At 71.8% G+C, this 24,048-nt stretch carries 20 protein-coding genes; 7 read left to right on the top strand and 13 right to left on the bottom strand.

What is annotated here, in order from left to right:
* Positions 1 to 240: 240 nt before the first annotated feature.
* Positions 241 to 4,815 carry an FtsK/SpoIIIE domain-containing protein gene (locus tag IEZ11_RS32115; RefSeq protein WP_189266451.1) on the top strand — a complete coding sequence of 1,525 codons (4,575 nt, stop codon included), beginning with the start codon at positions 241 to 243 and terminating at the stop codon, positions 4,813 to 4,815.
* Positions 4,816 to 4,856: 41 nt separating this feature from the next.
* Here IEZ11_RS32115 and IEZ11_RS32110 read toward each other — a convergent pair whose 3' ends face one another.
* Together IEZ11_RS32110 and IEZ11_RS32105 are read right to left on the bottom strand one after the other, a co-directional pair.
* Positions 4,857 to 6,611 carry a serine/threonine-protein kinase gene (locus tag IEZ11_RS32110; protein ID WP_189266450.1) on the bottom strand — a complete coding sequence of 585 codons (1,755 nt, stop codon included), beginning with the start codon at positions 6,609 to 6,611 and terminating at the stop codon, positions 4,857 to 4,859.
* A gap of 106 nt (positions 6,612 to 6,717) precedes the next feature.
* A complete protein-coding gene (locus IEZ11_RS32105; RefSeq protein WP_189266449.1) occupies positions 6,718 to 7,569 on the bottom strand; it encodes a menaquinone biosynthetic enzyme MqnA/MqnD family protein in 852 nt (283 codons plus the stop codon).
* 318 nt (positions 7,570 to 7,887) lie between these two features.
* On the opposite strand from IEZ11_RS32105, the gene IEZ11_RS32100 reads away from it, so the two are divergent.
* Both IEZ11_RS32100 and IEZ11_RS32095 read left to right on the top strand, forming a co-directional pair.
* On the top strand, positions 7,888 to 8,091 hold the full coding sequence (locus tag IEZ11_RS32100) for a cold-shock protein (RefSeq protein WP_003992177.1): 204 nt from the start codon (positions 7,888 to 7,890) through the stop codon (positions 8,089 to 8,091).
* 415 nt (positions 8,092 to 8,506) lie between these two features.
* A complete protein-coding gene (locus IEZ11_RS32095) occupies positions 8,507 to 9,172 on the top strand; it encodes a class I SAM-dependent methyltransferase (protein ID WP_189266448.1) in 666 nt (221 codons plus the stop codon).
* Positions 9,173 to 9,176: 4 nt separating this feature from the next.
* Here IEZ11_RS32095 and kstD read toward each other — a convergent pair whose 3' ends face one another.
* The 3 genes from kstD to IEZ11_RS32080 all read right to left on the bottom strand — a co-directional run bounded on the left by kstD (position 9,177) and on the right by IEZ11_RS32080 (position 12,224).
* Positions 9,177 to 10,943, bottom strand: coding sequence for a 3-oxosteroid 1-dehydrogenase (gene kstD / locus IEZ11_RS32090; RefSeq protein WP_189266447.1), 1,767 nt, complete (start codon positions 10,941 to 10,943; stop codon positions 9,177 to 9,179).
* 94 nt (positions 10,944 to 11,037) lie between these two features.
* Complete coding sequence (locus tag IEZ11_RS32085; protein ID WP_189266446.1) at positions 11,038 to 11,361, bottom strand: DUF397 domain-containing protein; 324 nt, start codon at positions 11,359 to 11,361, stop codon at positions 11,038 to 11,040.
* Positions 11,358 to 12,224 carry a helix-turn-helix domain-containing protein gene (locus IEZ11_RS32080; RefSeq protein ID WP_189266445.1) on the bottom strand — a complete coding sequence of 289 codons (867 nt, stop codon included), beginning with the start codon at positions 12,222 to 12,224 and terminating at the stop codon, positions 11,358 to 11,360. The genes IEZ11_RS32085 and IEZ11_RS32080 overlap by 4 nt, the downstream gene beginning before the upstream one ends.
* A 133-nt stretch (positions 12,225 to 12,357) precedes the next feature.
* Between IEZ11_RS32080 and IEZ11_RS32075 the strand changes: the two genes are divergently transcribed.
* Together IEZ11_RS32075 and IEZ11_RS32070 are read left to right on the top strand one after the other, a co-directional pair.
* Entirely contained in the window at positions 12,358 to 12,828 is a 471-nt protein-coding gene (locus tag IEZ11_RS32075; protein WP_189266444.1) for an ATP-binding protein, read from the top strand.
* A 67-nt stretch (positions 12,829 to 12,895) separates the two neighbouring features.
* Positions 12,896 to 13,615, top strand: coding sequence for a hypothetical protein (locus tag IEZ11_RS32070; RefSeq protein ID WP_189266443.1), 720 nt, complete (start codon positions 12,896 to 12,898; stop codon positions 13,613 to 13,615).
* A 10-nt stretch (positions 13,616 to 13,625) separates the two neighbouring features.
* Here the strand turns inward: IEZ11_RS32070 and IEZ11_RS32065 are convergent, their stop codons facing one another.
* Together IEZ11_RS32065 and IEZ11_RS32060 are read right to left on the bottom strand one after the other, a co-directional pair.
* On the bottom strand, positions 13,626 to 14,834 hold the full coding sequence (locus IEZ11_RS32065) for a cytochrome P450 (protein ID WP_189266442.1): 1,209 nt from the start codon (positions 14,832 to 14,834) through the stop codon (positions 13,626 to 13,628).
* 120 nt (positions 14,835 to 14,954) lie between these two features.
* A complete protein-coding gene (locus IEZ11_RS32060; protein WP_373295005.1) occupies positions 14,955 to 16,859 on the bottom strand; it encodes an AMP-dependent synthetase/ligase in 1,905 nt (634 codons plus the stop codon).
* 456 nt (positions 16,860 to 17,315) lie between these two features.
* Between IEZ11_RS32060 and IEZ11_RS32055 the strand changes: the two genes are divergently transcribed.
* Positions 17,316 to 18,155: a MaoC/PaaZ C-terminal domain-containing protein gene (locus IEZ11_RS32055; RefSeq protein ID WP_229713487.1), complete on the top strand. Its 840-nt coding sequence runs from the start codon at positions 17,316 to 17,318 to the stop codon at positions 18,153 to 18,155.
* Between the two features lie 213 nt (positions 18,156 to 18,368).
* Positions 18,369 to 19,658, top strand: a complete 1,290-nt coding sequence (locus IEZ11_RS32050) for a DUF6716 putative glycosyltransferase (RefSeq protein ID WP_189266440.1) — start codon at positions 18,369 to 18,371, stop codon at positions 19,656 to 19,658.
* Positions 19,659 to 19,686: 28 nt separating this feature from the next.
* On the opposite strand, the gene IEZ11_RS32045 is transcribed toward IEZ11_RS32050, so the two are convergent.
* From IEZ11_RS32045 to IEZ11_RS32020, 6 genes are all read right to left on the bottom strand, one after another.
* On the bottom strand, positions 19,687 to 20,325 hold the full coding sequence (locus IEZ11_RS32045; protein ID WP_189266439.1) for a TetR/AcrR family transcriptional regulator: 639 nt from the start codon (positions 20,323 to 20,325) through the stop codon (positions 19,687 to 19,689).
* A gap of 39 nt (positions 20,326 to 20,364) precedes the next feature.
* On the bottom strand, positions 20,365 to 20,676 hold the full coding sequence (locus tag IEZ11_RS32040; RefSeq protein WP_189266438.1) for a DUF4229 domain-containing protein: 312 nt from the start codon (positions 20,674 to 20,676) through the stop codon (positions 20,365 to 20,367).
* 87 nt (positions 20,677 to 20,763) lie between these two features.
* Positions 20,764 to 21,288 carry a GNAT family N-acetyltransferase gene (locus IEZ11_RS32035; RefSeq protein WP_189266437.1) on the bottom strand — a complete coding sequence of 175 codons (525 nt, stop codon included), beginning with the start codon at positions 21,286 to 21,288 and terminating at the stop codon, positions 20,764 to 20,766.
* Between the two features lie 199 nt (positions 21,289 to 21,487).
* Positions 21,488 to 22,651 carry an aminofutalosine synthase MqnE gene (gene mqnE / locus IEZ11_RS32030; RefSeq protein WP_189266436.1) on the bottom strand — a complete coding sequence of 388 codons (1,164 nt, stop codon included), beginning with the start codon at positions 22,649 to 22,651 and terminating at the stop codon, positions 21,488 to 21,490.
* A gap of 52 nt (positions 22,652 to 22,703) precedes the next feature.
* On the bottom strand, positions 22,704 to 23,159 hold the full coding sequence (locus IEZ11_RS32025; RefSeq protein WP_132787112.1) for an Lrp/AsnC family transcriptional regulator: 456 nt from the start codon (positions 23,157 to 23,159) through the stop codon (positions 22,704 to 22,706).
* A 58-nt stretch (positions 23,160 to 23,217) separates the two neighbouring features.
* Entirely contained in the window at positions 23,218 to 23,862 is a 645-nt protein-coding gene (locus tag IEZ11_RS32020) for a UbiX family flavin prenyltransferase (RefSeq protein WP_189266435.1), read from the bottom strand.
* Positions 23,863 to 24,048: the final 186 nt, after the last annotated feature.

Raw genomic sequence — 24,048 nt, 5'->3', positions numbered from 1 at the left:
GGCCCCCTCCCGTTCTTGTGGCCGCAGGGCCTTCCCCCGTGGCGCCGTTCGCGCGGATGCGTGGCCATGACATGACCGTCCGCACGAGCAAAGATCCTACGGGGGTGACGCGTGCGACCGCACGGTGCTTGTGCGGCGGAATCGTGAACCGTGCAGCGCCCGTTGCATCCGGGAAAGCCCGTCCGGCTATGGTCCGGCTAAGGTCACTCCGAATGTGCCGGGCCTGCGAGGAGGACGAACGTGCGTCTGAGTCTGACCGTCGTCGATCCGGTCGGCGGTGCCACCGCCGACGTGGTGCTCGACGCGGATCCCGAGTCGACGGTCGGTGACGTGGCCCGGGAGCTGGCCCGGCAGGTCGGGGTGGGATATTCCGAGAGCCAGGGCGGGGCCCAGGTCATACCCATCGGCGCCCCCCGGGGCACCGGCCCCGTCCAGACCGCCGGACCGCACGCCTACGTCGACGGATACGCCCTCGATCCCGCCGCCAGCGTCGTCGGCTCGCCCCTGCGGGACGGCGTCGTCGTCTCCCTGCACGACCCCGCCGGGTGCCTGCTGGGCGAGCCCACCGGTGTCGTGGAGTTCCGGGTCGCCGGCGGTCCCGCCGCCGGCGCCGTGCACCGGCTCGGTGTCGGCCGGTACGACATCGGCACCGGAGCCGCCTCCCACCTCCGCGTCGAGGACCCCGAACTCCCCGCCCGCGCCGCCACCTTGACCATCGCCATCGACGGCACCTGCAAAGTGCGGACCCACATGGCCGACGTGCGGTTGGACGGGGAGGCGTTCGAAGGGGACGGGGACTGGCCGCTCGGCGGGCAACTCGGGCTCGGGAACACCCTGTTGGAGATCACCGGGTACGCCCCGCCGAACGCCGCGCTCAAGTGGTCCGACGACGGTGCCGGGCTCGACTACAACCGGCCCCCGCGACTGCGCCCCGCCGACCGGCAGACTCACTTCTCGCTGCCCAACCCGCCCGGCGACTACGAGGCCCGGCCGCTGCCCTGGCTGATGGCGGTGCTGCCGCTGGTCGGCGCGGTCGTCTCCGTCTTCATGTTCCATCGCTGGTACTACCTGATCATGGCCGTGATGAGCCCGGTCATGCTCTTCGGCAACTACTTCATGGACAAGAAACACGGCCGAAAGTCCCACGCCAAGCAGCTCAAGGAGTACAAGGAGCACAAGGCGCGGATCGAGGAGGAGGCGCAGGAGGCGCTGGTTGCCGAACGGTCCGAGCGGCGGGGCGCGGTGCCGGATCCGGCGGCCGTGCTGACGTACGGGACCGGGCCGCGGACGCGGCTCTGGGAGCGGCGGCGCACCGACGCCGACCATCTGCTGATCCGGTTCGGCACCGGGCGCGTCCCCTCCGAGGTCGAGCTGGACGACCCCGAGCAGGACGAGCACAAGCGCAAGGTCCGCTGGTACATCGAGGACGCCCCGGTCGGGCTCTCGCTGCGCGACCTCGGGGTGATCGGGGTCGCCGGGCCGGGTGACTCCGCGCATGCGCTGGGGCGTTGGGCCGTGGCCCAGACCGCGGTCCTGCACAGCCCCATGGACGTGCAGTTCTACGTCCTCACCGACAACGACGCCGGCGCCCGCTGGGACTGGGTGCGCTGGCTGCCGCACGCCCGACCGGGCGGCGGCCAGGACGTGAACGTCCTCATCGGCACCGACTCCGAGACCGTCGGCGCCCGCGTCGGCGAGCTCACCCAGTTCCTCGACGGCCGGCAGAAGGCCCTGCAGCAGGGCGGACGCGGCAAGGTCGACGGGCCCGCCTTCTCCGACCCGGACATCGTCGTGGTGTGGGACGGGTCGCGGCGGCTGCGGTCCCTGCCCGGTGTCGTACGGCTGCTGAAGGAAGGGCCGGGCGTCGCCATCCGCTCCCTCTGCCTCGACGAGGAGGAGCGCTTCCTGCCCGGCGAGTGCCAGGGCGTCGTGGTCGCCGAGCCACGGGCCGGGAAGGAGGCGGCCGCCCCGGCGACTCCCGTCGTCCAGCAGGCCGTCGGCGGCTTTCCCTCCTTCCAGGCCTGGCATCCCCGGTCCGGCGGCGCCGGCGAGGAACAGGGGCCGCAGGAGCTGGAGTTGCGGCTGCGCGTCGAGCAGAGCGGGGCGCTGCGCAAGCTGAACGTACGGCCCGACCTCGTCTCCGCCGCCTGGTGCGGGCGGCTCGCCCGCTCGCTCTCCCCGCTGCGGGACATCAGCGGCGAGAGCGAGGACTCCGCACTGCCCGCCGCCAGCCGGCTGCTCGACGTGCTCCAGCTGGAGCCGCCCACCCGGGACGCGATCGCCGCGCGGTGGCGGATGGGCGGGCAGTCGACGACGGCGGTCATCGGGGAGTCGTACGACGGCCCGTTCGGCATCGACCTGCGGCGCGACGGGCCGCACGGGCTCATCGCCGGTACCACCGGTTCCGGCAAGTCCGAGCTGCTCCAGACCATCGTGGCCGCGCTGGCGGTGGCGAACACCCCGGAGAACATGACCTTCGTCCTGGTCGACTACAAGGGCGGCTCGGCGTTCAAGGACTGCGTCAAGCTGCCGCACACGGTGGGCATGGTCACCGACCTCGACGCCCACCTCGTGGAGCGGGCCCTGGAGTCGCTGGGGGCCGAGCTCAAGCGGCGCGAGCACATCCTCGCCGCCGCCGACGCCAAGGACATCGAGGACTACCAGGACCTGGTCAGGAGGGATCCGTCCCGGGCGCCGGTGCCCCGACTGCTCATCGTCATCGACGAGTTCGCCTCGATGGTGCGCGATCTGCCCGACTTCGTCACGGGACTCGTCAACATCGCCCAGCGCGGGCGGTCGCTCGGCATCCATCTGCTGCTCGCCACCCAGCGGCCCTCCGGCGTCGTGTCCCCAGAGATCCGCGCCAACACCAACCTCCGGATCGCGCTGCGTGTGACCGACGCCGGTGAGTCGACCGACGTCATCGACGCGCCCGACGCCGGGCACATCGCGAAGAGCACTCCGGGCCGGGCGTACGTCCGGCTGGGGCACGCCTCGCTGGTCCCGTTCCAGTCGGGGCGGGTGGGGGGCAGGCGGCCGGGGGCCGCGGACCCGGCCACGCTCGCGCCCTGGGCCGGGGCGCTGTCCTGGCAGGACCTCGGGCGGGCCGCGCTGCGCAAGCCGAGGTCCGAGACCAAGGAGGACGACGAGATCACCGACCTGAAGGTGCTCGTCGACGCCGTGCGCGAGGCCAACACCGCGCTCGCCATCCCGGCCCAGCACTCGCCGTGGCTGCCCGCCCTCGACGACATGCTGCTGCTCGACGACGTACCGGCCGTCCGGGCACAGGGCACGCTGCCCGCCGCGGCCTACGGCGTCGAGGACCTGCCCGCCGACCAGGCCCGCCGTGCGGTCGCCGTCGACTTCGCGACCTTCGGGCATCTGATCGTCGCCGGTGCCCCGCGCACCGGACGGTCCCAGGTGCTGCGCACCATCGCCGGTTCGCTGGCCCGCACCAACTCCTGTGCGGACGTGCACCTCTACGGCATCGACTGCGGCAACGGCGCGCTGAACGCGCTGGCCCGGTTGCCGCACTGCGGTGCCGTCGTCGGCCGCAACCAGACCGAGCGGGTGGAACGGCTCATGGCCCGGCTGACGGGTGAACTGTCCCGGCGTCAGGAGCTGTTGGCCGACCGGGGTTTCGCGGACATCGGCGAGCAGCGGGCGGCCGTGCCGGAGACGGAGCGGCTGCCCCACATCGTGCTGCTCCTGGACCGCTGGGAGGGCTGGCTGCCCACCCTCGGCGAGATCAACCACGGTGACCTCACCGACCGGATCATGGTGATGATGCGGGAGGGCGCGAGCGTCGGCATCCATCTCGTCCTCACCGGTGACCGGCAGATCCTGGCCGGCCGGATCTCCTCCCTCACCGAGGACAAGTACGGTCTGCGGCTCGCCGACCGTGCCGACTTCTCCATGCTGGACATCAACTCCCGCAAGGTGCCCGAGGAGATCCCGCCCGGCCGGGCCTTCCGCGCGGAGACGGCCGCCGAGACGCAGTTCGCGCTGCTCTCCGCGGACACCACCGGTCAGGGGCAGGCCGCGGCGATCGCCGCGATCGGTGAGGCGGCGGACGTCCGGGACGCCCAGGTGCCGCGTTCCCGGCGGCCGTTCCGGGTCGACGTGCTGCCCGGCCGGATCTCCTTCGAGGACGCCTGGGCGATGCGCGACCCGGCCGCGGCGGCCGCCCCGCTGTGGGCCCTGGTGGGTGTCGGCGGCGACGAACTGACCGCCTTCGGACCCGACCTGGCGCAGGGCGTGCCCGCCTTCGTGATCGGTGGTCCCGCCAAGTCCGGGCGCTCCACGACCCTGTTGGGCTTCGCCCGCTCCTACCTGGCCAACGGCGTACGGATCGTCGTCGCCGCGCCCCGGCAGTCGCCGCTGCGGGAACTAGAGGGCCGGGAAGGCGTGTTGAAGGTCTTCACCGGGCGGGACGTGGACGAGGACGAGCTGGAGGAGCTCGTGAACACCGCCACCCCGGCGGATCCGGTCGTCGTGCTCGTCGACGACGCCGAGGTGCTGGACGACTGCGACGCCGAGGGGGTCTTCAAGCGGATCGTGGAGCGCGGCGCCGAGGAGGGGCTGGCCGTCGTCATCGCCGGTGACGAGGACGAGATCTGCGACGGCTTCTCCGGCTGGCAGGTCGACGCCAAGAAGGCCCGCCGCGGCATCCTGCTCTCCCCGCAGGAGTCCGGCTCCGGCGAGCTGATCGGCATCCGGACCACCCGGGCCATGGTGGGCGGGCCGATCCAGCCCGGCAAGGGCATGCTGCACCTGGGCAGCGGGGAGCACGTCACGGTGACGACCCCGCAGTAGCGGCCCGCAGTGGCGGGGGAGGCCGGGGGACCCGGGAGTCCTCAGCCCCCCGCCTTCGACATCACCGCCACCGGGTTCCCCTCGGCCGAGCTGTCCGACGTGTAGACGAGGTCGCCGTGGCTCGGGGTCAGGTAGACCGTGTTGGTGCCGGGGTCGCAGCCGTCGTGGTTGCCCTCGGCGCCGGTCGAGGAGGCGACGAGCTTGGCGGCCGTCACCGATCTGAGGGTCAGGATGTCCGTGCAGACCCCGCCCAGCTGGTCGGTCTGCCGCAGCCGGCCCAGTTCCCTGCCGACGGCCGCCTGCTCGACGGTGACCCGGAAGGTGCCGATGGGCAGGTTGCCGGACAGGGCGGTGGCCGTGCCCTGCCAGGTGCCGAGGTAGGCGGCCGGGATCACCCCGCCGCCGGACGCGGACGAGGCCGGCGACGTGGACGACGCGGACGCCGACGGCGACTTGGCTGCGGAGCCCGCGTCGTTGCTCGCCGCGTCGCCTCCGGACCCGAGGAGCGGTTTCACCAGGAACCCCACCCCGACGGTGACCACCGCCAGCGCCCCGGCCACCGCGAGCGCGACCGTGCAGCTCACCCGGCGCCCACGCCCGCCCTCCCCCGCCGGTACGGCGGTCGCGGCGACGCTCACGGACAGCTTCCCGGGCCCCGACGGCACGGCATCCCGCGGCTCCGGTACGACCGTGGGCGGCACCGCGGGCAGGTCCGGTACGGCCGTGGGCGGCACCGTCGGCAGCTGCGGCACGACCGCGGGCGGCACCGCGGGCGCCGGACCGAACTCCCCGCCCACGGACGAGGCAGTGAACTCCACCGGCCCTGACACCGGCCCCGACCCCGGCCCCGACCCCGGCTCGGGCGGAGCCCCCGGCGGCGCCCCCACCCCCGCGGCCTCCGTCACCTCCAGGTTCAGCACCTCCACCGCGCTCCGGCTCACCCGCTCCACCAGCGCCCCCGGCAGCCACCCGCCCGTCACCAGCCGCGCGGCCCCCTGCGGAGCCAGCCGCCGCGCCACCTGTGCCGGGCCGGGCCGCCGCCCCGCCTCCTTGGCCAGGCACGCCTCGGCGACCTCTCGCAACTCACCGCTCAGCGAGCCGAGTTCCGGCTCCTCGTGGACGACCTTGTAGAGCAGCGCGGCCGAGGAGTCGCCCGGGAACGGCGGCTCCCCGTTCGCCGCGTACGCCAGCACCGCGCCCAGCGAGAACACGTCCGCGGCGCCCGTGACACCCTTGCCCAGGATCTGCTCGGGCGACATGTACCCCGGCGACCCGATCGAGACCCCCGACGACGTCAGCGAGGCGGTGCCGTCCGTGGCCCGCGCGATGCCGAAGTCGATGAGCAGCGGGCCGTCCAGGGTCAGCAGGACGTTCGACGGCTTCACGTCCCGGTGCACCAGGCCCAGTTCGTGCACCGCCGCCAGCGCCTCGGCCAGCCCCGCGCCCAGCGCCCGTACCGTGTGCGCGGGCAGCGGGCCGCCGTCGGTCACGGCGGCGGTCAGGGAGGGACCGGCCGCGTAGGCGGTGGCGACCCAGGGCACGGGCGCGTCCGGGTCGGCGTCCAGGACGGGGGCCGTCCAGGCGCCGCCGACCCGCCGGGCCGCCGCCACCTCGCGGCGGAAGCGGGCGCGGAACTCCTCGTCCAGCGCGAGGTGCGGGTGCACGATCTTCACGGCGACGGTGCGGCCGCCGGCCGAACGGCCGAGATAGACGCGGCCCATGCCGCCGGAGCCGAGCCGGCCGAGCAGCCGGTACGGTCCGACGGCCGCCGGTTCGTCACCCGCGAGCTTCTGCATGCGCCCCCACCCCCAGAGAGTTCAGCCGCAGCCTATTCGCTCCGGGAGTCCGGCAGTTCGTCCGCCGCGGGCCGGTGGGGGCTGGTCGCGCAGTTCCCCGCGCCCCTTACGGGGCGCTCAGCAGGTCGACCCTCACGTCCGCCGCGAAGCCCGTCGTCGGGCCCACCCGGCGGGCGAACTCCGTCACCGCCGCCAGCTGGGGCGCGCCGAAGCTGAAGTCGAGGGTGGTGAAGTACTGGGCCAGGGTCGCCTCGTCGAAGGCCTCCCAGCGGGCGGCCTGTTCGGCGACCTTGGCGACCTCCTCCAGGGAGAGGTTGCGGGAGTCCAGGAAGGCGCTGTGCACCTCGCGGGTGATGTGCGGTTCGCGCTCCAGGTAGTCCCGGCGCGCCGCCCACACCGCGAAGACGAACGGCAGGCCCGTCCACTCCTTCCACAGCGCGCCGAGGTCGTGGACCTCCAGGCCGTAGCGCGGGCCGTCCAGCAGGTTGGCGCGCAGGGCCGCGTCGCCGATGAGTACCGCCGCGTCCGCCTCCTGCATCATCAGGCTGAGGTCGGGCGGGCAGGTGTAGTAGTCGGGCCGGACGCCGTAGCGGTCGGCGAGCAGCAGCTGGGCCAGCCGGACCGAGGTGCGCGAGGTGGAGCCGAGGGCGACCCGGCGGCCGTCCAGCTGGTCCAGCGGCACCTGCGAGACGATCACGCAGGACATCACGGGGCCGTCGCAGCCGACGGCGATGTCCGGGAAGGCGACCAGGTCGTCGGCGTTGCGCAGGAACTCGACGAGGGTGATGGGCCCGATGTCGAGGTCACCGCGCACCAGCTGCTCGCTCAGCTTCTCAGGGGTGTCCTTGGTCAGCTCGAAGTCGAGGAGGGTGCCGGTTCTCGCGAGCCCCCAGTAGAGGGGCAGGCAGTTCAGGAACTGGATGTGGCCGACGCGCGGCCGGGTGCGAGAATTGTCCACATCGCGAGACTAGACCCCATGGGGTACCGTGCTGGGACCGCCCCCTCCCTTGGTGCCTCGACCATCCGTACGGTCAACGCACCCCCGGGGGCATTCAAACGTCCGGGTGACGTGATCTTGGCCTCTGTTGCTTTCCGCTGCCCACATGCTAGGCTCGCCGCAAGTTGCAGTTTGGTTTCCCTTGCAGTACAGAGCCTGCGGAGCATGTAACCGCGGGCTCTCGTCGTTTTCAGACATATGCAGTTGTGCGGCACTTAGTTTGTTTTCACACTTGCAGGTTCTGGAGCAGGGCGACCCTTTTGAGCCCAAGGAGGGCTTATGGCTACCGGAACCGTGAAGTGGTTCAACGCCGAAAAGGGCTTTGGCTTCATCGCCCAGGAAGGCGGCGGCCCCGACGTCTTCGTCCACTACTCCGCGATCAACGCCAGCGGGTTCCGCTCCCTCGAGGAGAACCAGCAGGTGAGCTTCGACGTCACGCAGGGCCCGAAGGGTCCGCAGGCGGAGAACGTCACCCCCGTCTGATCCCAGACAAACCAAGTCTGATCGCAGACTGAGTGCAGTACCCAAGGAGCCCCGCGCCATCCGGCGACGGGGCTCCTGCCTTTGCGCTGCCGCCCGAATGTGCTTCACGACCAGCACGAACGTGGTGCGGGACAGCCGCGCCCCGCAGAAGTGCGGAACACCCCCGCGATACGCCAGGCGGCCCCCGGGGGTTCAGTTCGACGGTTTATCCCCTTGGCCCCGCCTTAACCCTTCCGCCGCTTACGGCGAGATGCGCAGCCGTCCCCCGAATGCGCGGCCCGGACCCACAAGCCCCTCCCCTGCCCGGATCACCGGGGAACCGCCCCGCCGGTCACCGACGGCACACCCGGCGCCACGCTCGGCGACCGCCGCATCGGGCGGGCGTTGTCAGTGCCGGACGTTAGGGTCCGCGGGCATGACCGCCGACTTCCTCGCCGCCACCCGTACCTTCTACGACACGATCGCCGACGACTACGCCGACCACTTCCGCGCCGAGCTCACCCACCGGCCCCTGGAGCGCGCCCTGCTGGCCACCTACGCCGAGCTGGTCGGCGCCGGCGGCGAGGTGGCCGACCTGGGCTGCGGCCCCGGCCGGACCACCGCCCGCCTCGCCGCCCTGGGCCTGTCCGTGTTCGGCCTGGACCTGTCGGAGTCGATGCTCGCCGTGGCCCGCCGCGAGAACCCGGACCTGCGCTTCGTGCCGGGCTCGATGCTGGAACTGGACCTGCCGGACGAGGCCTTGGCCGGGGTGGTGTGCTGGTACTCGTCCATCCACACGCCGGACGACCGGCTGCCGGAGCTGTTCGGGGAGTTCGCGAGGGTGCTGCGGCCGGGGGGCCATCTGCTCCTCGCGTTCCAGGTGGGGGACGTGGCCCGGCGGCTGGAGGAGCCGTGGGGGCATCCGGTGACGCTGGACTTCCTGCGGCGGCGGCCGGAGCGGATGGCGGAGCTGCTTGGGGACGCGGGCTTCGCCCTCCGCTCCACGACGGTCCGGGAACGGGACGAGGCGCTCGGGGAGACGAGCCCGCAGGCCTTCCTCCTGGCGGCCCGCCGCCCCGCGGCCTCACCGGTGGCCGGGTAGCGGGTCACGCCGGGAACGCCCCGGCGAGATCCATCGCCGCGATGTACCCGAACGTCATGGCGGGGCCGATGGTCGACCCGGCGCCCGCATAACTGTGCCCCATCACCGCGGCACTCGCGTTCCCGGCCGCGTACAGCCCGCTGATCACGGACCCGTCACCCCGCAGCACCCGCGCCCGTTCGTCGGTCACCAGTCCGCCCTTCGTCCCCAGGTCGCCCGGCACGATCCGGAAGGCGTAGTACGGCGGCAGCCACAGGGGGGCCAGGCAGGAGTCGGGGAGTACGGACGGGTCCGTGTAGTAGTGGTCGTAGGCGCTGTCGCCGCGCTTGAAGTCGGTGTCCTTCCCGGTCGCCGCCAGGGAGTTGAAGCGGTCGACGGTGGTGCGCAGGGCGGCGGCCGGGACGCCGACGGCGGCGGCGAGGGCGTCCCAGGTCCAGGCCTTGCAGACGGCGCCGGAGGCGTACCAGGCGTCGGGGAGCACGAAGGTCGGGGCGACGTCCCGGAACAGGTACCGGTTGCGGTAGTTCTGGTCGACGACCAGCCACGCCGGGATGTCGGGGTCGGTCGGGTTCCGGTCGTACATGACGTGGACGACGTCGCTGTAGGGGGCCGCCTCGTCGACGAACCTCCGGCCCGCAGCATTGATCATCAGGCCGCCGGGGAGAGTGCGTTCGGCGAGGCAGAAGTACGGGTCGCCGGGGAGCGGGATCGCCGGGCCCCACCAGGCGTCGTCCATCAGCGCGAGCGCGCCGCCGGCCGCCGCCCCGGCCCGGATCCCGTCCCCGGTGTTCTCCTTCGCGCCGACGGTCCAGTCGGTGCCGATCGGCTGCCGCTGGTACTGCGCCCGCATGGCCGCGTTGTGCTCGAAGCCGCCGGACCCGACGACCACCCCGCGCCGGGCCCGCACCAGCCCGGCGGTGCCGCCCTGGGTCACCACCGCCCCGGTCACGGCCCCGCTCTCCTGGTAGAGGCCGGTCAGCGGGGTGTTCAGCCACACCGGCACCCCCGCGTCCAGCAGCCCCTTGCGCAGCCCGGCCGCCAGCGACTGCCCCATGGTGAGCGGAGTCTGCCCGAGCAGCGCGGCCTGGGTCCCGCGGGCCAGGCACTCGGTGGCGACGGCGGCGCCCTTGACACTGACGGCCGCCAGCGCCAGCCACTTGTAGTCGGCGCTGAACACGACCATTCCGGACGGGACCTGGAGGTACGGCGGGTTCAGGTGGGCCAGTTCGGCGCCGAGCAGGTTGCCGTCGAACTGGGCGGGTTCGATGGAGCGGCCGTTCGGGAGGCCGCCGGGCAGTTCGGGGTAGTAGTCGCTGTACCCCTCCATCCAGCGGAAGCGCAGCGGGCTGGCCGCCATGACCTGCGTCAGCATGGCCGGGCCGTGCGCGAGGAACGCCTGCTGCCGGGCGGCGGGGACGTCGGAGCCGACCACCGCGGCGAGGTAGGCGGCGGCCTTGGCGGGGGTGTCGGGCACCCCGGCGGCCAGGATGACGGAGTTGTTGGGGATCCAGATCCCGGAGCCGGACCGGGCCGCCGAGCCGCCGAAGGTCGGCGCCTTCTCCACCACCACGCAGCTGAGCCCCTGCGTGGCGGCGGTGAGCGCGGCGGTCATGCCGGCGGCCCCCGCGCCGACGACCACGACGTCGTACGTGCCGAGCACCGGCAGATCGGCACCGGCCGCCACGCCGTGCGCCCCGGCGGCGAGGGCGAGCCCCGTCGCCGCCGTGGTGCCCAGCACCTGTCTCCGGGTGGGTCTCGCGCTCACCGACATGACCGTTCCCTCCAGACCTGACACAAACATGAGGATTGGGGAGGGAAGGTCCCGCGAGGGTCTTGTGAAGTCAAGGGCCGTGCGGAGCCCGCTGTCAGCGGGGTGGAGCCGCGCCCGGGTCGGCGACCTCTCTGAGAAACGCCGACCAGGAGGAGGGCGAGAGGGTGAGGCGGGATGCGTCGGCGCACTTCGAGTCACGGATGTGGATGACGGAGGGTGCGGCACGGACTTCGAGGCACTCGCCGCCTTCGCCGTCGCTGTGGCTGGACTTGCGCCAGGGGTAACCGACTTCGAGGCATTCACCGCCCTCGCCGCCGCTGTACGACGACTTGCGCCAGGTGTAGGCGGCTTCGACGCAATCGCCGCCCTCGCCGTCGCTGTAGCTGGATTTGAACCAAGCGAGTTGCTGGCTGTTCACAGCTCCTCCAGCTTCTTCTCGATCAACGCCCGGGATTCCGTGGGCGGGAGAGCCATCGCCCGCATGATCCCATAGCGGTCGGCGATCCTCCGGACCTCCTCGGGGTCGGTGATCAGCCGCGGAAACCCCTGCACTTCCGTGTACCCCACCTGCGGGTGCCTCTGAGGGGTAAGCAGGTTGAACGCGCCATCCATGTTGGGGTGATCCTCGATGCCGGTCGGCATCACCTGGATCTCCACGTTCCGCAGTCCGCCGATGCGCAGCAACTGCTCCAGTTGCCCCCGGCGGACCGTACGGCCCCCGATCGGGCGATCCAGCAGGACCTCCTCAAGCACATAACTGCACATCGGCGCAGGCCACTTGTCGAAGACCTGCTGGCGGGCGAGCCGGTCGGCGACACGCCTCTCGATCGTCTCCTCATCGAGAAGGGGGCGCCTGCGGGAGAACACCGCCCGCGCATAGTCCTCGGTCTGCAACAGGCCCGGGACACCCTGGTTGGCGTAGAAGTGCAGCTCGACCGCCTCCGCCTCCAACCCCGCGTAACTCCGATACCACTCGGGATGCCGAGTCCGCGCCTTCTTCATCGCCTCCTTCAGCTCCGGGACCGCCGCCGCCAGCAGACCCCCGGCCTCCAGCAACTCGTCCGCCTTCAGCAGCATGTCCGGCTGGGGGACCCGCACCCCCCTCTCCATCGCCGAGATCGCGTCCGGCCCGTACCCCACCAGCGCCCCGAACTCCTTCTGGGTGAGCCCCTTCCGCTCCCGCAGCAGCTTCAGCTGCTTGCCCAGCGCGCTGAACAGGCCCGTCGTGCCCTCGGCCTCCGCCGGTGTCTCCGGCCTCCGCTCCTGCTGTACGTCCGTCACGTACGCCTCCGCCCTCACGTCGTCGTGGTCACGGCCGACGACCCGTACTCCTCACCCGACACACCCGTACGGCTACCGTGAGTCGCGCGATCGCCCCTGGTCAGGGTACGGAGAACCGGCCACGCTCGGTCACGTGAACGCCGAAATCTCCACCCCCGCCGCCGAACTGACCCAGCGGCTGAGCGCCACCCCGCGCGGCGCCCGGCTGGCCCGGCGGCTCGTCGCCCACCAGCTGGCCGTCTGGGGACACCCCCATGACGGCGACCTGAACCACACGGCCCAGCAGCTCACCGCGGAACTCGCCGCGAACGCGGTCACCCACGGTCGCGTCCCCGGCCGGGACTTCGAGGTACGGCTGCTCCTGCTCGCCGCCGGCCGCATCCTCCGTATCGAGGTGAGCGACGCACGGGACGACCGGCCGGTGCGGTTCGTGACGGAGGCGGAGGCCGAGGGCGGACGCGGGTTGGTACTCGTGTCGCTGCTGGCGCGGACCTGGGGTGTCGCGGAGCGCGCCGTGGGCAAGACGGTCTGGGCGGAGCTTTCGCTCAGGCCCGCCGAGGCCGCGCGCTCCGGAACCACTCCCAGGGTCGGTTTAGGGCTTTAGGAACCTTTTGCCAGCAGCTGACCGTGCTGTCCTGGAGTCCCGACTCCGAACAAAGGGACCCGCAAGAGTGCGTACCAGGAAATGGCTTCTCGCCGCCGTCGTCGGCCTCACCGCGTGGGCGTTCGCGCCCGGTCCGGCCGCCGGCGCGGCGCCCGCCCGGTATCTGAACCTCCAGCAGTGCATGTACTACTGGGGCCCGGCCGCCGACCACTTCACCACCGTGACCCCGAGCAGCGACGGCCGCTTCAAGGCCGGGACGAACGTCTCCGACACCAAGGACACGGCGCCCGCCTGCGGGGCCGGGGACGGGAACTTCGCCCCGGTCCCCATCCTGTCCGGCGTCACCGCTCTGGACCTGCGGTCCGGCCGCTACCTGAACCTCCAGCAGTGCACGTACTTCTCGCCGTCGGCCTTCGACTACTTCACCACGGTCGGGGGGAGCCAGGACAACAGGTTCAAGGCGGGGACCAACGTCTCCGACACCCAGGACCCGCCCAACGACGCCGTCTGCGGCTCGGGCGACGGCAACTACGTACTCGTCCCCTCAGAGTCGTACACCAGGAGCCTGGACCTCACCTCGGGGAAGTTCCTGAACGTGCACCAGTGCCTGTTCTATTCGGCGGAGCACACCGACCACGACACCAAGTACCTCGGCGGAGGCGGTTCGTACTCCGCCGGGTCGAACGTCTCCGGGACCGCGGACACGGCGCCCGTCTGCGGTCCCGGCGCGGCCGGCTACGACCCGATCCCGCTCCTGTCGGGGGTGAGGGCCCTGCCCCTCAGCTGACCGGGTCGGCCTACCAGGCCACCGGCAGTTCCAGGGGGAAGCGGCGGATGGTCTCGGTGTCCCAGCGGACGTCCTCCGGGCGTACCGCGAGGCGGAGGTCGGGGAACCGGTCCAGGAGGCGGCCCACGGCGACCTCCAGTTCGGCCATCGCCAGGGGAACCGCGACACACCGGTGGCCGCCCCAGCCGAAGGTCATGTGGGGAGCGACGGAACGGTCGGGCACGATCTCGTGCGGGTCCGGGTAGCGCTCCGGGTCGCGGTTGGCCGTCAGGTACGAGACGTGCACGAAGTCGCCGCGCCGGATGACCACCCCGTCCATCTCGACGTCCTCCAGCGCCACCCGGGGGATGCCCACGCCCTTGCGGAAGGGGATGTACCGGAGCAGTTCGTGGAGGAAGTCCGTCAGGTCCTTGCGGTGCTCGCGGGCGTACTCCCAGAGCTCCGGGCGGGTCAGCAGCAGATAGGCGATGTCGCTGATCTGGCAGGTCGCCGTGTCCTGGCCGCTGAGCGTGAAGGTCAGGGCCAGGACGGCCAGTTCCCGGTCGTCGAGCTGGTCCTCGCCGTCCCGTGCCTCGGCGAGCACGCTGATGATGTCCGTACCGGGGTTGTTCCGGCGTTCGGCGACGAGCTCGGTGAAGTAGGCCGTCAGGTCCTCCTTGGCCGCGCGGGCGACCTCCCGGTTGCCCGCGCCGAGCACCAGCAGCCGGTGGACCTCCTCCTCCATCCGCGGCCACTCGGCGCGCTCGATGCCCAGCAGGTCCAGGATGGTGTGCTGGGGCAGCGTGTTGGACAGGTGCCGGACCAGGTCGGCGGGCGGGCCCTCGGCCTCCATCTCGTCCAGCAGCCGGTCCGTGAGCAGGGTGATCCGGCCCCGCATGCGGTCCACGTGGCGCTCGGTGAAGGCCTGGGTGGCCAGGTGCCGGATCCGGCTGCTGTGCGGCGGGTCCATCACGTTGATCGACTCGGGGGAGACGATCGGCTCGGCCGTCAGGCGCGGATAGTCGTGCTCGATGATCTCGGCCCGGCTGAACCGGGGGTCCGTGGTCACCTGCTGCACCGACTCGAACCTGGTGACCAGCCAGGCGTCCGACTCGCCGTACGGCAGCCGGATCGTGCCGAGGGAGTCACGCGTCATGAAGCCGGCCAGGGCCGGGTCGAAGTCGAGGGACTTGCTGAAGCCGAAGGGGCAGTTGACCGCCTGCACGTTCTTCTCCTTCATCGGTGGGCCGCACCCTGCCGGTCGTCAGCCATGGTGTACCTCCTGGCGCGACGGAATCACGCAGGTGAGGCCACGTGGGCTAACGCAAACCACCGTCCCTGCGCACGGGCCGGCCGCCGGTCAGTTCGCGTACAGGCCCTCGATCTCCGTCGCGAACTCCTTCATGATCACCTCGCGGCGCAGCTTCATCGAGGGGGTCAGGTGCCCGGCCTCCTCGGTGAAGTCGACGGGGAGCATCTCGAAGCGGCGGATGGACTCGGGGCGGGAGACCAGCTTGTTGGCCTCGTCGACGGCGCGCTGCAGGACGGCCCGCAACTCGATGTCGTCCAGGAGGAGTTCCGGCGGCACCGGGTGCTTGCCGTTCATCTGGCGCCAGTGCGTGAGGCCGTCGCGGTCCAGGGTGACGAGGGCGCTGACGTACGGCAGCCCGTCGCCGACCAGCATCACCTGGGAGATGAGCGGGTGCGAGCGCAGCCAGTTCTCCAGCGGGGCCGGGGCCACCGACTTGCCGCCGGCCGTGATCAGCATCTCCTTCTTGCGGCCGGTGATGGTGAGGTAGCCCTCGTCGTCGAGTTCGCCGAGGTCGCCGGTGGCCAGCCAGCCGTCCCGGGTGGCCGGGACGACCCCGCCGGCCGCCGGGTCCCAGTAGCCGCGCAGCACGTGGTCGCCGGCGATCAGGATCTCCCCGTCGGCGGCGATCCGGACCTTGGTGCCGGGCATCGGCCAGCCCACCGTGCCGAGGCGGGGTTTGAGGGGCGGGGTGCAGGTGGCGGCGGCGGTGGTCTCGGTCAGGCCGTAGCCCTCGTAGATCTCGATGCCCGCCCCGGCGTAGAACGCGGCGAGCCGGCGGCCCAGCGGGGAGCCGCCGCAGATGATGTGCCGGACCTTGCCGCCCATGGCGGTGCGGATACGGCGGTAGACGAGCGGGTCGTAGAAGGAGCGGGCCGTCTTCAGGGCCCGGCCGGGCCCGCCGCCGGTGCCGGTCTGTCTGGCCTCCAGGGCCTCGCCGTAGCGCTGGGCGATCCCGGTGGCCCGGTCGAAGACCGAGACCCGGCCGCCCGCCTCCGCCTTCGCCCGTGCGGTGTTGAAGACCTTCTCCAGCATGTAGGGGATGGTGAGGAGACAGGTCGGCCGGAAGCCGGCCAGGTCCGGGAGCAGGTCCTCGGCCTTGAGGCTGGGGGCGTGGCCGAGGCGGACCCCGGCGCGGACGCAGGCGATCGCCACCATCCGGCCGAAGACGTGGGACATGGGCAGGAAGAGGAGGATGGAGACCTCCTCGTCGTTGCGCGCCTTGAAGATCGGGTAGAGGAGCTCGATCGCGTTGTCGACCTCGGCGAAGAAGTTGCCGTGCGAGAGGGCGCAGCCCTTGGGGCGGCCGGTGGTGCCCGAGGTGTAGATGAGGGTGGCGAGGGTGTCGGGGCCCAGCATGCCGCGCCGGACGCCCACCTCGGCCTCCGGTACCTGCGCACCGGCCTCCGCGAGCCGGTCCACGTGGCCCTTCTCCATCACCCACAGGTGCCTGAGGTCGGGCAGCCGGTCGAGTTCGGGGCCGAGCGCGGCGGCCTGCGCGGCGGTCTCGGTGACCAGGGCGACGGCACCCGAGTCGTGCATGATCCAGCGGGTCTGGAAGACCGAGGAGGTCGGGTAGACCGGCACGGTCACCAGGCCGGCCGCCCAGGCGCCGAAGTCGAGGAGCGTCCACTCGTACGTGGTGCGGGCCATGATCGCGATCCGGTCGCCCGGCATCAGCCCCTCCGCGATCAGGCCCTTCGCCACCGCCAGCACCTGCGCGGCGAACTCGGCCGCCGTCACGTGCTCCCAACGACCTTCGTCCGCGGCGGACTTGCGGCTGAGCACCACGGCACCCGGCTCCGCCTCGGCGTTCTCGAACGGCAGGTCGGCGAGCGACCCGTGCCGGACCGGCGGCGCGAACGGCGGTACGTACGCCTCCCGCACCACGCCGTCCAGCCGCTGGACGAGGGGCTCGATCAGGATCGGGTTGCCGTCGTAGTCCGTGGCCTGGATCGCCACGCCCGGGGAGACGGGGGCGGCGTTCGGATAAGAGGACGTGGACACGGGGCGGCTCCTCGGGCGTGCAGCGGTGAACTGCTTGCTGCATGACGTACGTGCCTCGCGCACCGAGGCGTTCACCGGCACCGGCCCTCGGAAAGGGGTTACCGGCGGTTCAGGCTGGAGATCGTACGGGGCCGCTGTGGCGGGCTTGTGGGTTTTCGGAGGTCGTCCGGGGACGGGGCTGTGCAATCCCGGAGGTTACGTGAGGGTCCTTCACGTTCGGCCCGTTTCCCGGTACTTGACAGCTGTGACATAGACTTACCTACGGTAACCTTACTCCAGAGTCAGGAATCGGGCGACATGGGGGACGGAAATGACGGACCGCCGTCCGGGCTTCGCCGCCACCGCAGCCGCCGTCCCCGGCCGCGCCCCCGCCCCGTCCACCGCCGGCGCGGAAAGGCGAACCTCGTGATTGTCCTCGACAGCACCCCCTCCCTCGGGCCCCTGCTCGCCCTCGGCGCACTGCGGTCACCGTTCAGACACCCCACCCCGGACGCCGACTTCCCCCGCACCGGTCTCCTCCTCCCCGGCATCCGCCCCGACCTCGAAAAGGTCGCCGCCTACGAGCGCGTCTGCGGGTTCGCCACCGGGGACGACGGACTGCCCGTCACCTATCCGCAGGTGCTCGGCTTCCCGCTGGCCATGCGGCTGATGAGCGCGCGGGACTTCCCGCTGCCGCTGCTGGGGCTGGTGCACACCTCCATCACGATCGAGCGGTACGCCGAACTGCCCGGGGACGGGACGTACGACATGACCGTCCACGTGGAGAGGCTGAGCCCGCACCGCCGGGGCACCGAGGCCACCGTCGTGACCGGGGTGCGGGTCGGCGAGGACGTCGTATGGGAGTCGCGGAGCACCTATCTGGCACGGCATCGCACGCGGCACACCGGCGGGACGGCCGGGAGCGAACCGCCCGAGCCGCTGCCCGTCGTCGAGCAGTGGCGGATCGCCGGGGACGTCGGCCGGCGGTACGGGGCCGCCTCCGGGGACCGCAACCCGATCCACCTGCACCCGCTCACCGCCCGCCTCTTCGGGTTCCCCCGGGCCATCGCGCACGGCATGTGGACCGTGGCCCGGTGTCTCGCCGCGCACGGGGTGCCGGAGCGGGCCGAGGTACGCGCGGAGTTCCGGGCCCCGGTACTGCTGCCCGCGACGGTCGAGTACGCCGCCGCGGACGGCCGCTTTCAGCTGCGGAGCGGAGACCGGGTGCATGTGGAGGGCCGCGTCGGCCCTCTCCTCGGCCGCTGACCTGCCGGGGAATCACCAAGACTGCGTTTCCTCTTTCTGTGCGGCTCCTGTCATGCCGCCGCGAATCCGCAGGTGACTGGGGCGGCCGAAGCCGTCCTCACACGGAACGCCCAGACTGTCCAAGGATCCGCGCAGGAATCCCTAATGCTGCCCCCAGAAAGGTTCCTTACTCTCTGCTCACTTTTATGATCCATTGCACGAAGGGCACCGAGCATGCCTCCCAGACGCGTCGCAGTAATCGCCGACTCGGACACCCGCTGGAAGTGGGGCGCGTCGGTGGCCCGGCAGATCGCCCCCGAGCACGCGCTGGACGCGTACTTCCTGCGGGGCCGGTCCACGCCCACCGAACGGCAGCTCGCCGAGGTCGGCATCGAACCCGACACCCGGCGTGAGGTGCCCGCCGCCGCCCTGGTCGACGACGAGGACCTGGCCAACGCCGACATCGTCGTGCTGGCGGTCCTCGGCGGCACGGTGCTGGCGCTCGTCCACAGCCTGGGGATCGCCTGGGCGGGCCGGCTGCACCGGCCGGTCACGGTCAGCGGGTACGTCGGCGTGGTCTACGAGAAGATGGTCGACGGTCTCATGACCCGCGCCGGCACGGATCTCGTGCTCGCCAACTCCGGCCACGACACGCAGCGCTTCCGTTCCGTCTTCGCGAGCGTCGACGTCGACCCGGACTCGGTGGTCGAGTGCGCCCTGCCCTTCCTCGGCGGCGACCCCTACCGGCCCTCCGCCGACCGGCCGTTCACCGTCACCTTCGCCGCCCAGCCGTCGGTCCCCAAGGACCGCGCGTCCCGGCTCAGGCTCCTGGAGCGCGCCGCCGCCCACGCGCGCCTCCAGCCGGAGCGGCTCGTGCTGGTCAAGCTGCGCAGCCGGCCCGGCGAGCAGACCACCCACGAGGAGCGGGACCCGTACCAGCAGCTGGTCGAGACCCTCACGGAACCCGTGCCCGCGAACCTCCAGCTCGTCTACGGCAACATGGCCGAGGTGCTGGACCGCACCGACCTGCTGGTCACGGTGAGCTCGACGGCCGCGCTGGAGGCGATGCACCGGCGGATACCCACCGCGATCCTCACCGACTTCGGGGTCCGCGAGGCCCACGGCAACCACTACTTCGTGCACTCCGGCTGCCTGGCCTCCTGGGACGACATCGACGCCGGCGCGCTTCCGCAGCCCGACCCGGAATGGGCCGCGGCCCAGGGCATCGGCAAGACCGACCCGTACATCGCGGCCCGCACCCGCATCGCCGAGCTGCGCGCCGCCGACCCGCTGCCGCCGCTGCGCCCGTACTACACACCGCAGAACGCCGGCATCTACCTGGACGGCATCCTCCGCAACAACGGCTTCGACGAACAGGGCCGCCCGCTGCCCGTGTCGCCGGGCGCCGGGCGGGGGCGGGTACGGAAGGCCGTCCGCACGGTCGCCGGGCGGGGCGCCGGCAAGCTGTACCACGTGGGCCGCCGACGTCTCGCGCCCGCGCTGCGCCGCTGGAGTTCCGTCTGACGGAGTTCCCTCCGACGGGGCGGGCCGGTCACGGCGCGGACCACGGCCGGCCCTCCATCAGGTTGGCCAGGCCCGCCCAGGAGAAGTTCATCAGGGTCGCCGCCGCCTGGCGTGCCGTCACTCCCGGGGTGGCGTTGGCCCAGGCGGCGAGGGACTCGGCGGCGCCCACCAGGGCCTCGGCGAGGCCCGCCACCTCGCCCTCCGCCAGGTCGGGATCGCGGTGCGCCGCGCGGGCGGCGGCGACGATGAGCTGGGTCACGAACGCGACGATCTCCTCGCGCATCGCCGCGACCTCCGAGGCGAACCGCTCGCCGTGGGTGCGGGCCTGGATGTGCAGCACCGACCAGCCGTCGGGATGTTCCGCGGTGTACGTGAAGAACGCCCGCAGTCCGTCCCAGAGCTGCCGGTCGGCGGGCAGTTCACGGTCGACGCCGGCCCGGACCGCCTCGGTCAGGGCGCCGGCCTCGCGGCGGATGCACGCCGCGAACAGGTCTTCCTTCGAGTTGAGGTACAGGTACACCAACGGCTTCGAGACACCGGCGAGTTCGGCGATCTCGTCCATCGACGCGGCCATGTAGCCGCGCTGGCCGAAGGTCCGCACGGCGGCGTCCAGCATCTGCTGCTCACGTACCGCGCGCGGCATCCGCTTGGTCTTCACGGTCCCCATGGGGCAAAGCCTAGTTGGGGCCGGAGCGCAGGGTGCCGCTCAGGAGGAGGTCCGGGCCTGCCCCTGGGACTGTGCCGCCTCGTCGACCGCCTCGTCCTCCTGGCTGCGGCTGGCCTCGATGTTGGCCTTCATCCGGTCGACCCGCTGCGAGACCTGTACGGAGGCGCGGTCCCGCTCCTTGCGCAGCACGACGAAGCTGATCGGCGCCGACAGGACGAGGGAGAGCAGCAGGACCCACAGGAGGTTGGAGTCGCCGAAGCCACGCGGGAACGCGCCGGCGTAGACGAGGCCCCAGACGACGAGAAGGCAGCCCGCGAAGATACCGAGGCGCATCAGCGTGTAGCGGAGCATCTCATTCCTGTCTTCCGACGACGAAAAGGGGCACCGACCAGTGAAGCACGCCGCCGGGCCGGTCTTGCACCGGGGTCCGGTCGGCCGTCAGGTGAGCGGGAGCAGCATGGTGATGTCGTCGCGGTCGTCGCCGGGTGCGACGCGGACCGCGGCGGGGACCCGGCCGACCTCCTTGTATCCGCAGGAGCCGTAGAAGTCCTCCAGGCCGTGGCCGCCGCGGCAGCCGAGCCGTATCGCGTCGATGCCGTCGAAGCCGCGGGCGGCGTCGGCGGCGGCCGCGAGCAGGTCGCGGCCGTGTCCCCGGCCCTGCTGCCTCGGGTGCACCATCACCGTGTACAGCCACACCCAGTGCTTCATCAGTCGGTGCGTGTTGAAGGAGAAGAACGCGGTGGCGGCGACCTCGCCGGCCGCGTCGTACCCGACGAGGAGGCGGTGGCGGCCCTCGGCCATCGCGACCAGGTGCCTGACCAGCTCCGGCCGGATGTCCTCGCGGGTCACGGGGGCGACGAACCCGACGGCGCCGCCGGCGTTCGACACGTCCGTCCACAGCCCGAGGACACCGTCGCGGAGGGCGGGGGTGACGGCGGGGTCGAGGGTGAAGGTAAGGGGCATGGCCGGATCGTATCCATTACGGAGAGGGTTGTGGAGAGACCTCTCGCCGTACGGGACCGGGTGCGTTGCCGGGTGCGGGCCGGTGGGGGCTTGTCGCGCAGTTCCCCGCGCCCCTGAAGGGGCGCACGCTTTCAGGGGCGCGGGGAACTGCGCGAACAGCCCCCACGCACCCGCACCCGGCAACGCACCGTCGGCCCCCTCACACCCGCATCGCCTGCGGCGACTCCCTGCGGGCCGGGTCCGGGCCGTCGTACTCGCGGATGATCTCGTAGCGCGTGTTCCGTTCCACCGGGCGGAAGCCCGCGTCGCGGATGAGGTCGAGGAGGTCCTCGCGGGTCAGCTTGTTCGGCGTGCCGTAGTTGTCCGCGTCGTGGGTGATCTTGTACTCGACCACCGACCCGTCCATGTCGTCGGCGCCGTGCTGGAGGGCCAGCTGGGCGGTCTGCACGCCGTGCATGACCCAGAAGACCTTCACGTGCGGGACGTTGTCGAAGAGCAGACGGGAGACGGCGAAGGTCTTGAGGGCCTCCGCGCCCGTCGCCATCTGGGTCCGGGCCTGGAGCCGGTTCCTGACCTTCCCGTCCTTCATGTCCACGAAGTCGTGCTGGTAGCGCAGCGGGATGAAGACCTGGAAGCCGTTCGTCTCGTCCTGGAGTTCACGCAGCCGCAGGACGTGGTCGACGCGGTGCCGCGGTTCCTCGATGTGGCCGTAGAGCATCGTGCAGGGCGTCCTGAGGCCCTTCTCGTGTGCCAGGCGGTGGATCCGGGACCAGTCCTCCCAGTGCGTGCGGTGGTCCACGATGTGCCGGCGGACCTCCCAGTCGAAGATCTCCGCGCCACCGCCGGTCAGGGACTCCAGGCCCGCGTCGATCAGCTCGTCGAGGATCTCGGAGGCCGAGAGGCCGGAGATGGTCTCGAAGTGGTGGATCTCGGTGGCCGTGAAGGCCTTCAGGGAGACGTTCGGGAGGGCCGCCTTCAGCTCGCGCAGCGACCGCGGGTAGTAGCGCCACGGCAGGTTCGGGTGCAGGCCGTTGACGATGTGGAGCTCGGTGAGGTTCTCGCCCTCCATCGCCCTGGCGAGCTTCACCGCCTCCTCGATGCGCATCGTGTACGCGTCCTTCTCGCCCGGCTTGCGCTGGAACGAGCAGTACGCGCAGGACGCGGTGCACACGTTCGTCATGTTGAGGTGGCGGTTGACGTTGAAGTGGACGACGTCGCCGTTCTTCCGCGTCCGCACCTCGTGGGCGAGGCCGCCGAGCCACGCCAGGTCGTCCGACTCGTACAGCGCGATGCCGTCCTCGCGGGTCAGCCGCTCACCGGCCCTGACCTTCTCCTCCAGCTCACGCTTGAGCCCGACGTCCATGCCCACACCTTTCCTCACGACCACGACCACGACACGACCACCCACCGTACGGCTAGACCTCTTCGGGCAGTTCCCCGACCCGGTTCTCCCACTTCGTGGACAGCACGATCGTGGTACGGGTCCGGGAGACGCCCTTCGTCCCGGACAGCCGCCGGATGGTCTTCTCCAGGCCGTCCACGTCGGTGGAGCGCACCTTGAGCATGAAGGAGTCGTCGCCGGCGATGAACCAGCAGTCCTCGATCTCCGGCAGGTCCCGCAGCCGCTGGGCCACGTCCTCGTGGTCGGCCGCGTCGGAGAGGGAGATGCCGATGAGGGCGATGACGCCGAGGCCGAGCGAGGCCGCGTCGACGGTGGCGCGATAGCCGGTGATGACCCCGGCCGCCTCCAGCCGGTTGATGCGGTCGGTGACGCTGGGTCCCGACAGTCCGACGAGACGGCCCAGCTCAGCGTACGAGGCCCGGCCGTTCTCCCTCAGGGCCTGGATGAGCTGCCTGTCCACGGCGTCCATGCGATCGAAGCCTTCCGGTGAAGATTCCCGAAGTAGATGAGAGGTGGTGCGGGTGGTGCTACTTGCTCGCGCCGCCGAGATCCCCTTCCCAGCGGCGGTAGAGCCGGTGCCCGACGCCTGCCGCGTCCAGCACCCGCCCGGCGACGAAGTCCACCAGGTCCTGGATGTGGGTCGCGCCCGCGTAGAAGGCGGGTGAGGTGGGGACGACGGCCGCCCCCAGGTCGTCCAGGGTGACCAGGTGGCGCAGGGTCTGGCCGTTCAGCGGGGTCTCGCGGACGGCGACGACGAGGGGCCGGCGCTCCTTCAGGGTGACACTGGCCGCCCGCTGGAGCAGGTCCTTGGAGAGGCCGAGGGCGACCCCGGCGACGGCGGCGGTGGACGCCGGCACGATCAGCATGCCCTTCGTCGGGTACGACCCGGAGGACGGCCCGGCGGCCAGGTCCCCGGCGCTCCAGTACCGCACCCGCGCGAGGTCCGTCCGGAAGGTCCCCGGCTTGCCGTCGGCCCCCCGTCCGAGCCATTCCCCCAGGTCCTCCGTCCAGTGCGCGTCCCGGAAGGAGATCCCGGTCTCGTCCAGCAGGGTGAGCCGCGAGGCCCGGCTGACCACCAGGTCGACGCTCTCCCCGGCGTCCAGCAGGGCACGCAGCACCGCAGCGGCATACGGCGTTCCGGACGCCCCGGACACCCCCACGATCCAAGGCACGCGCTGCGTTTCTCCTGCGTTCACACCACGAGCGTACCGGCGCGCCCCATCGTGTTCAGGACGGGGCCGCAGCCTGGGGACGATCCCCGCGCAGGCGGGGAGCACCTGACCGTGAACGGATTCACGGGAATCGCCCTCGGATCATCCCCGCCGCGGCGGGGACCTCGGACAACGTGGCCCGTCGAG

Source organism: Streptomyces fuscichromogenes, from assembly GCF_014645815.1.
Classification (GTDB): domain Bacteria; phylum Actinomycetota; class Actinomycetes; order Streptomycetales; family Streptomycetaceae; genus Streptomyces; species Streptomyces fuscichromogenes.
This window is presented reverse-complemented; position numbering and strand designations above follow the sequence as displayed.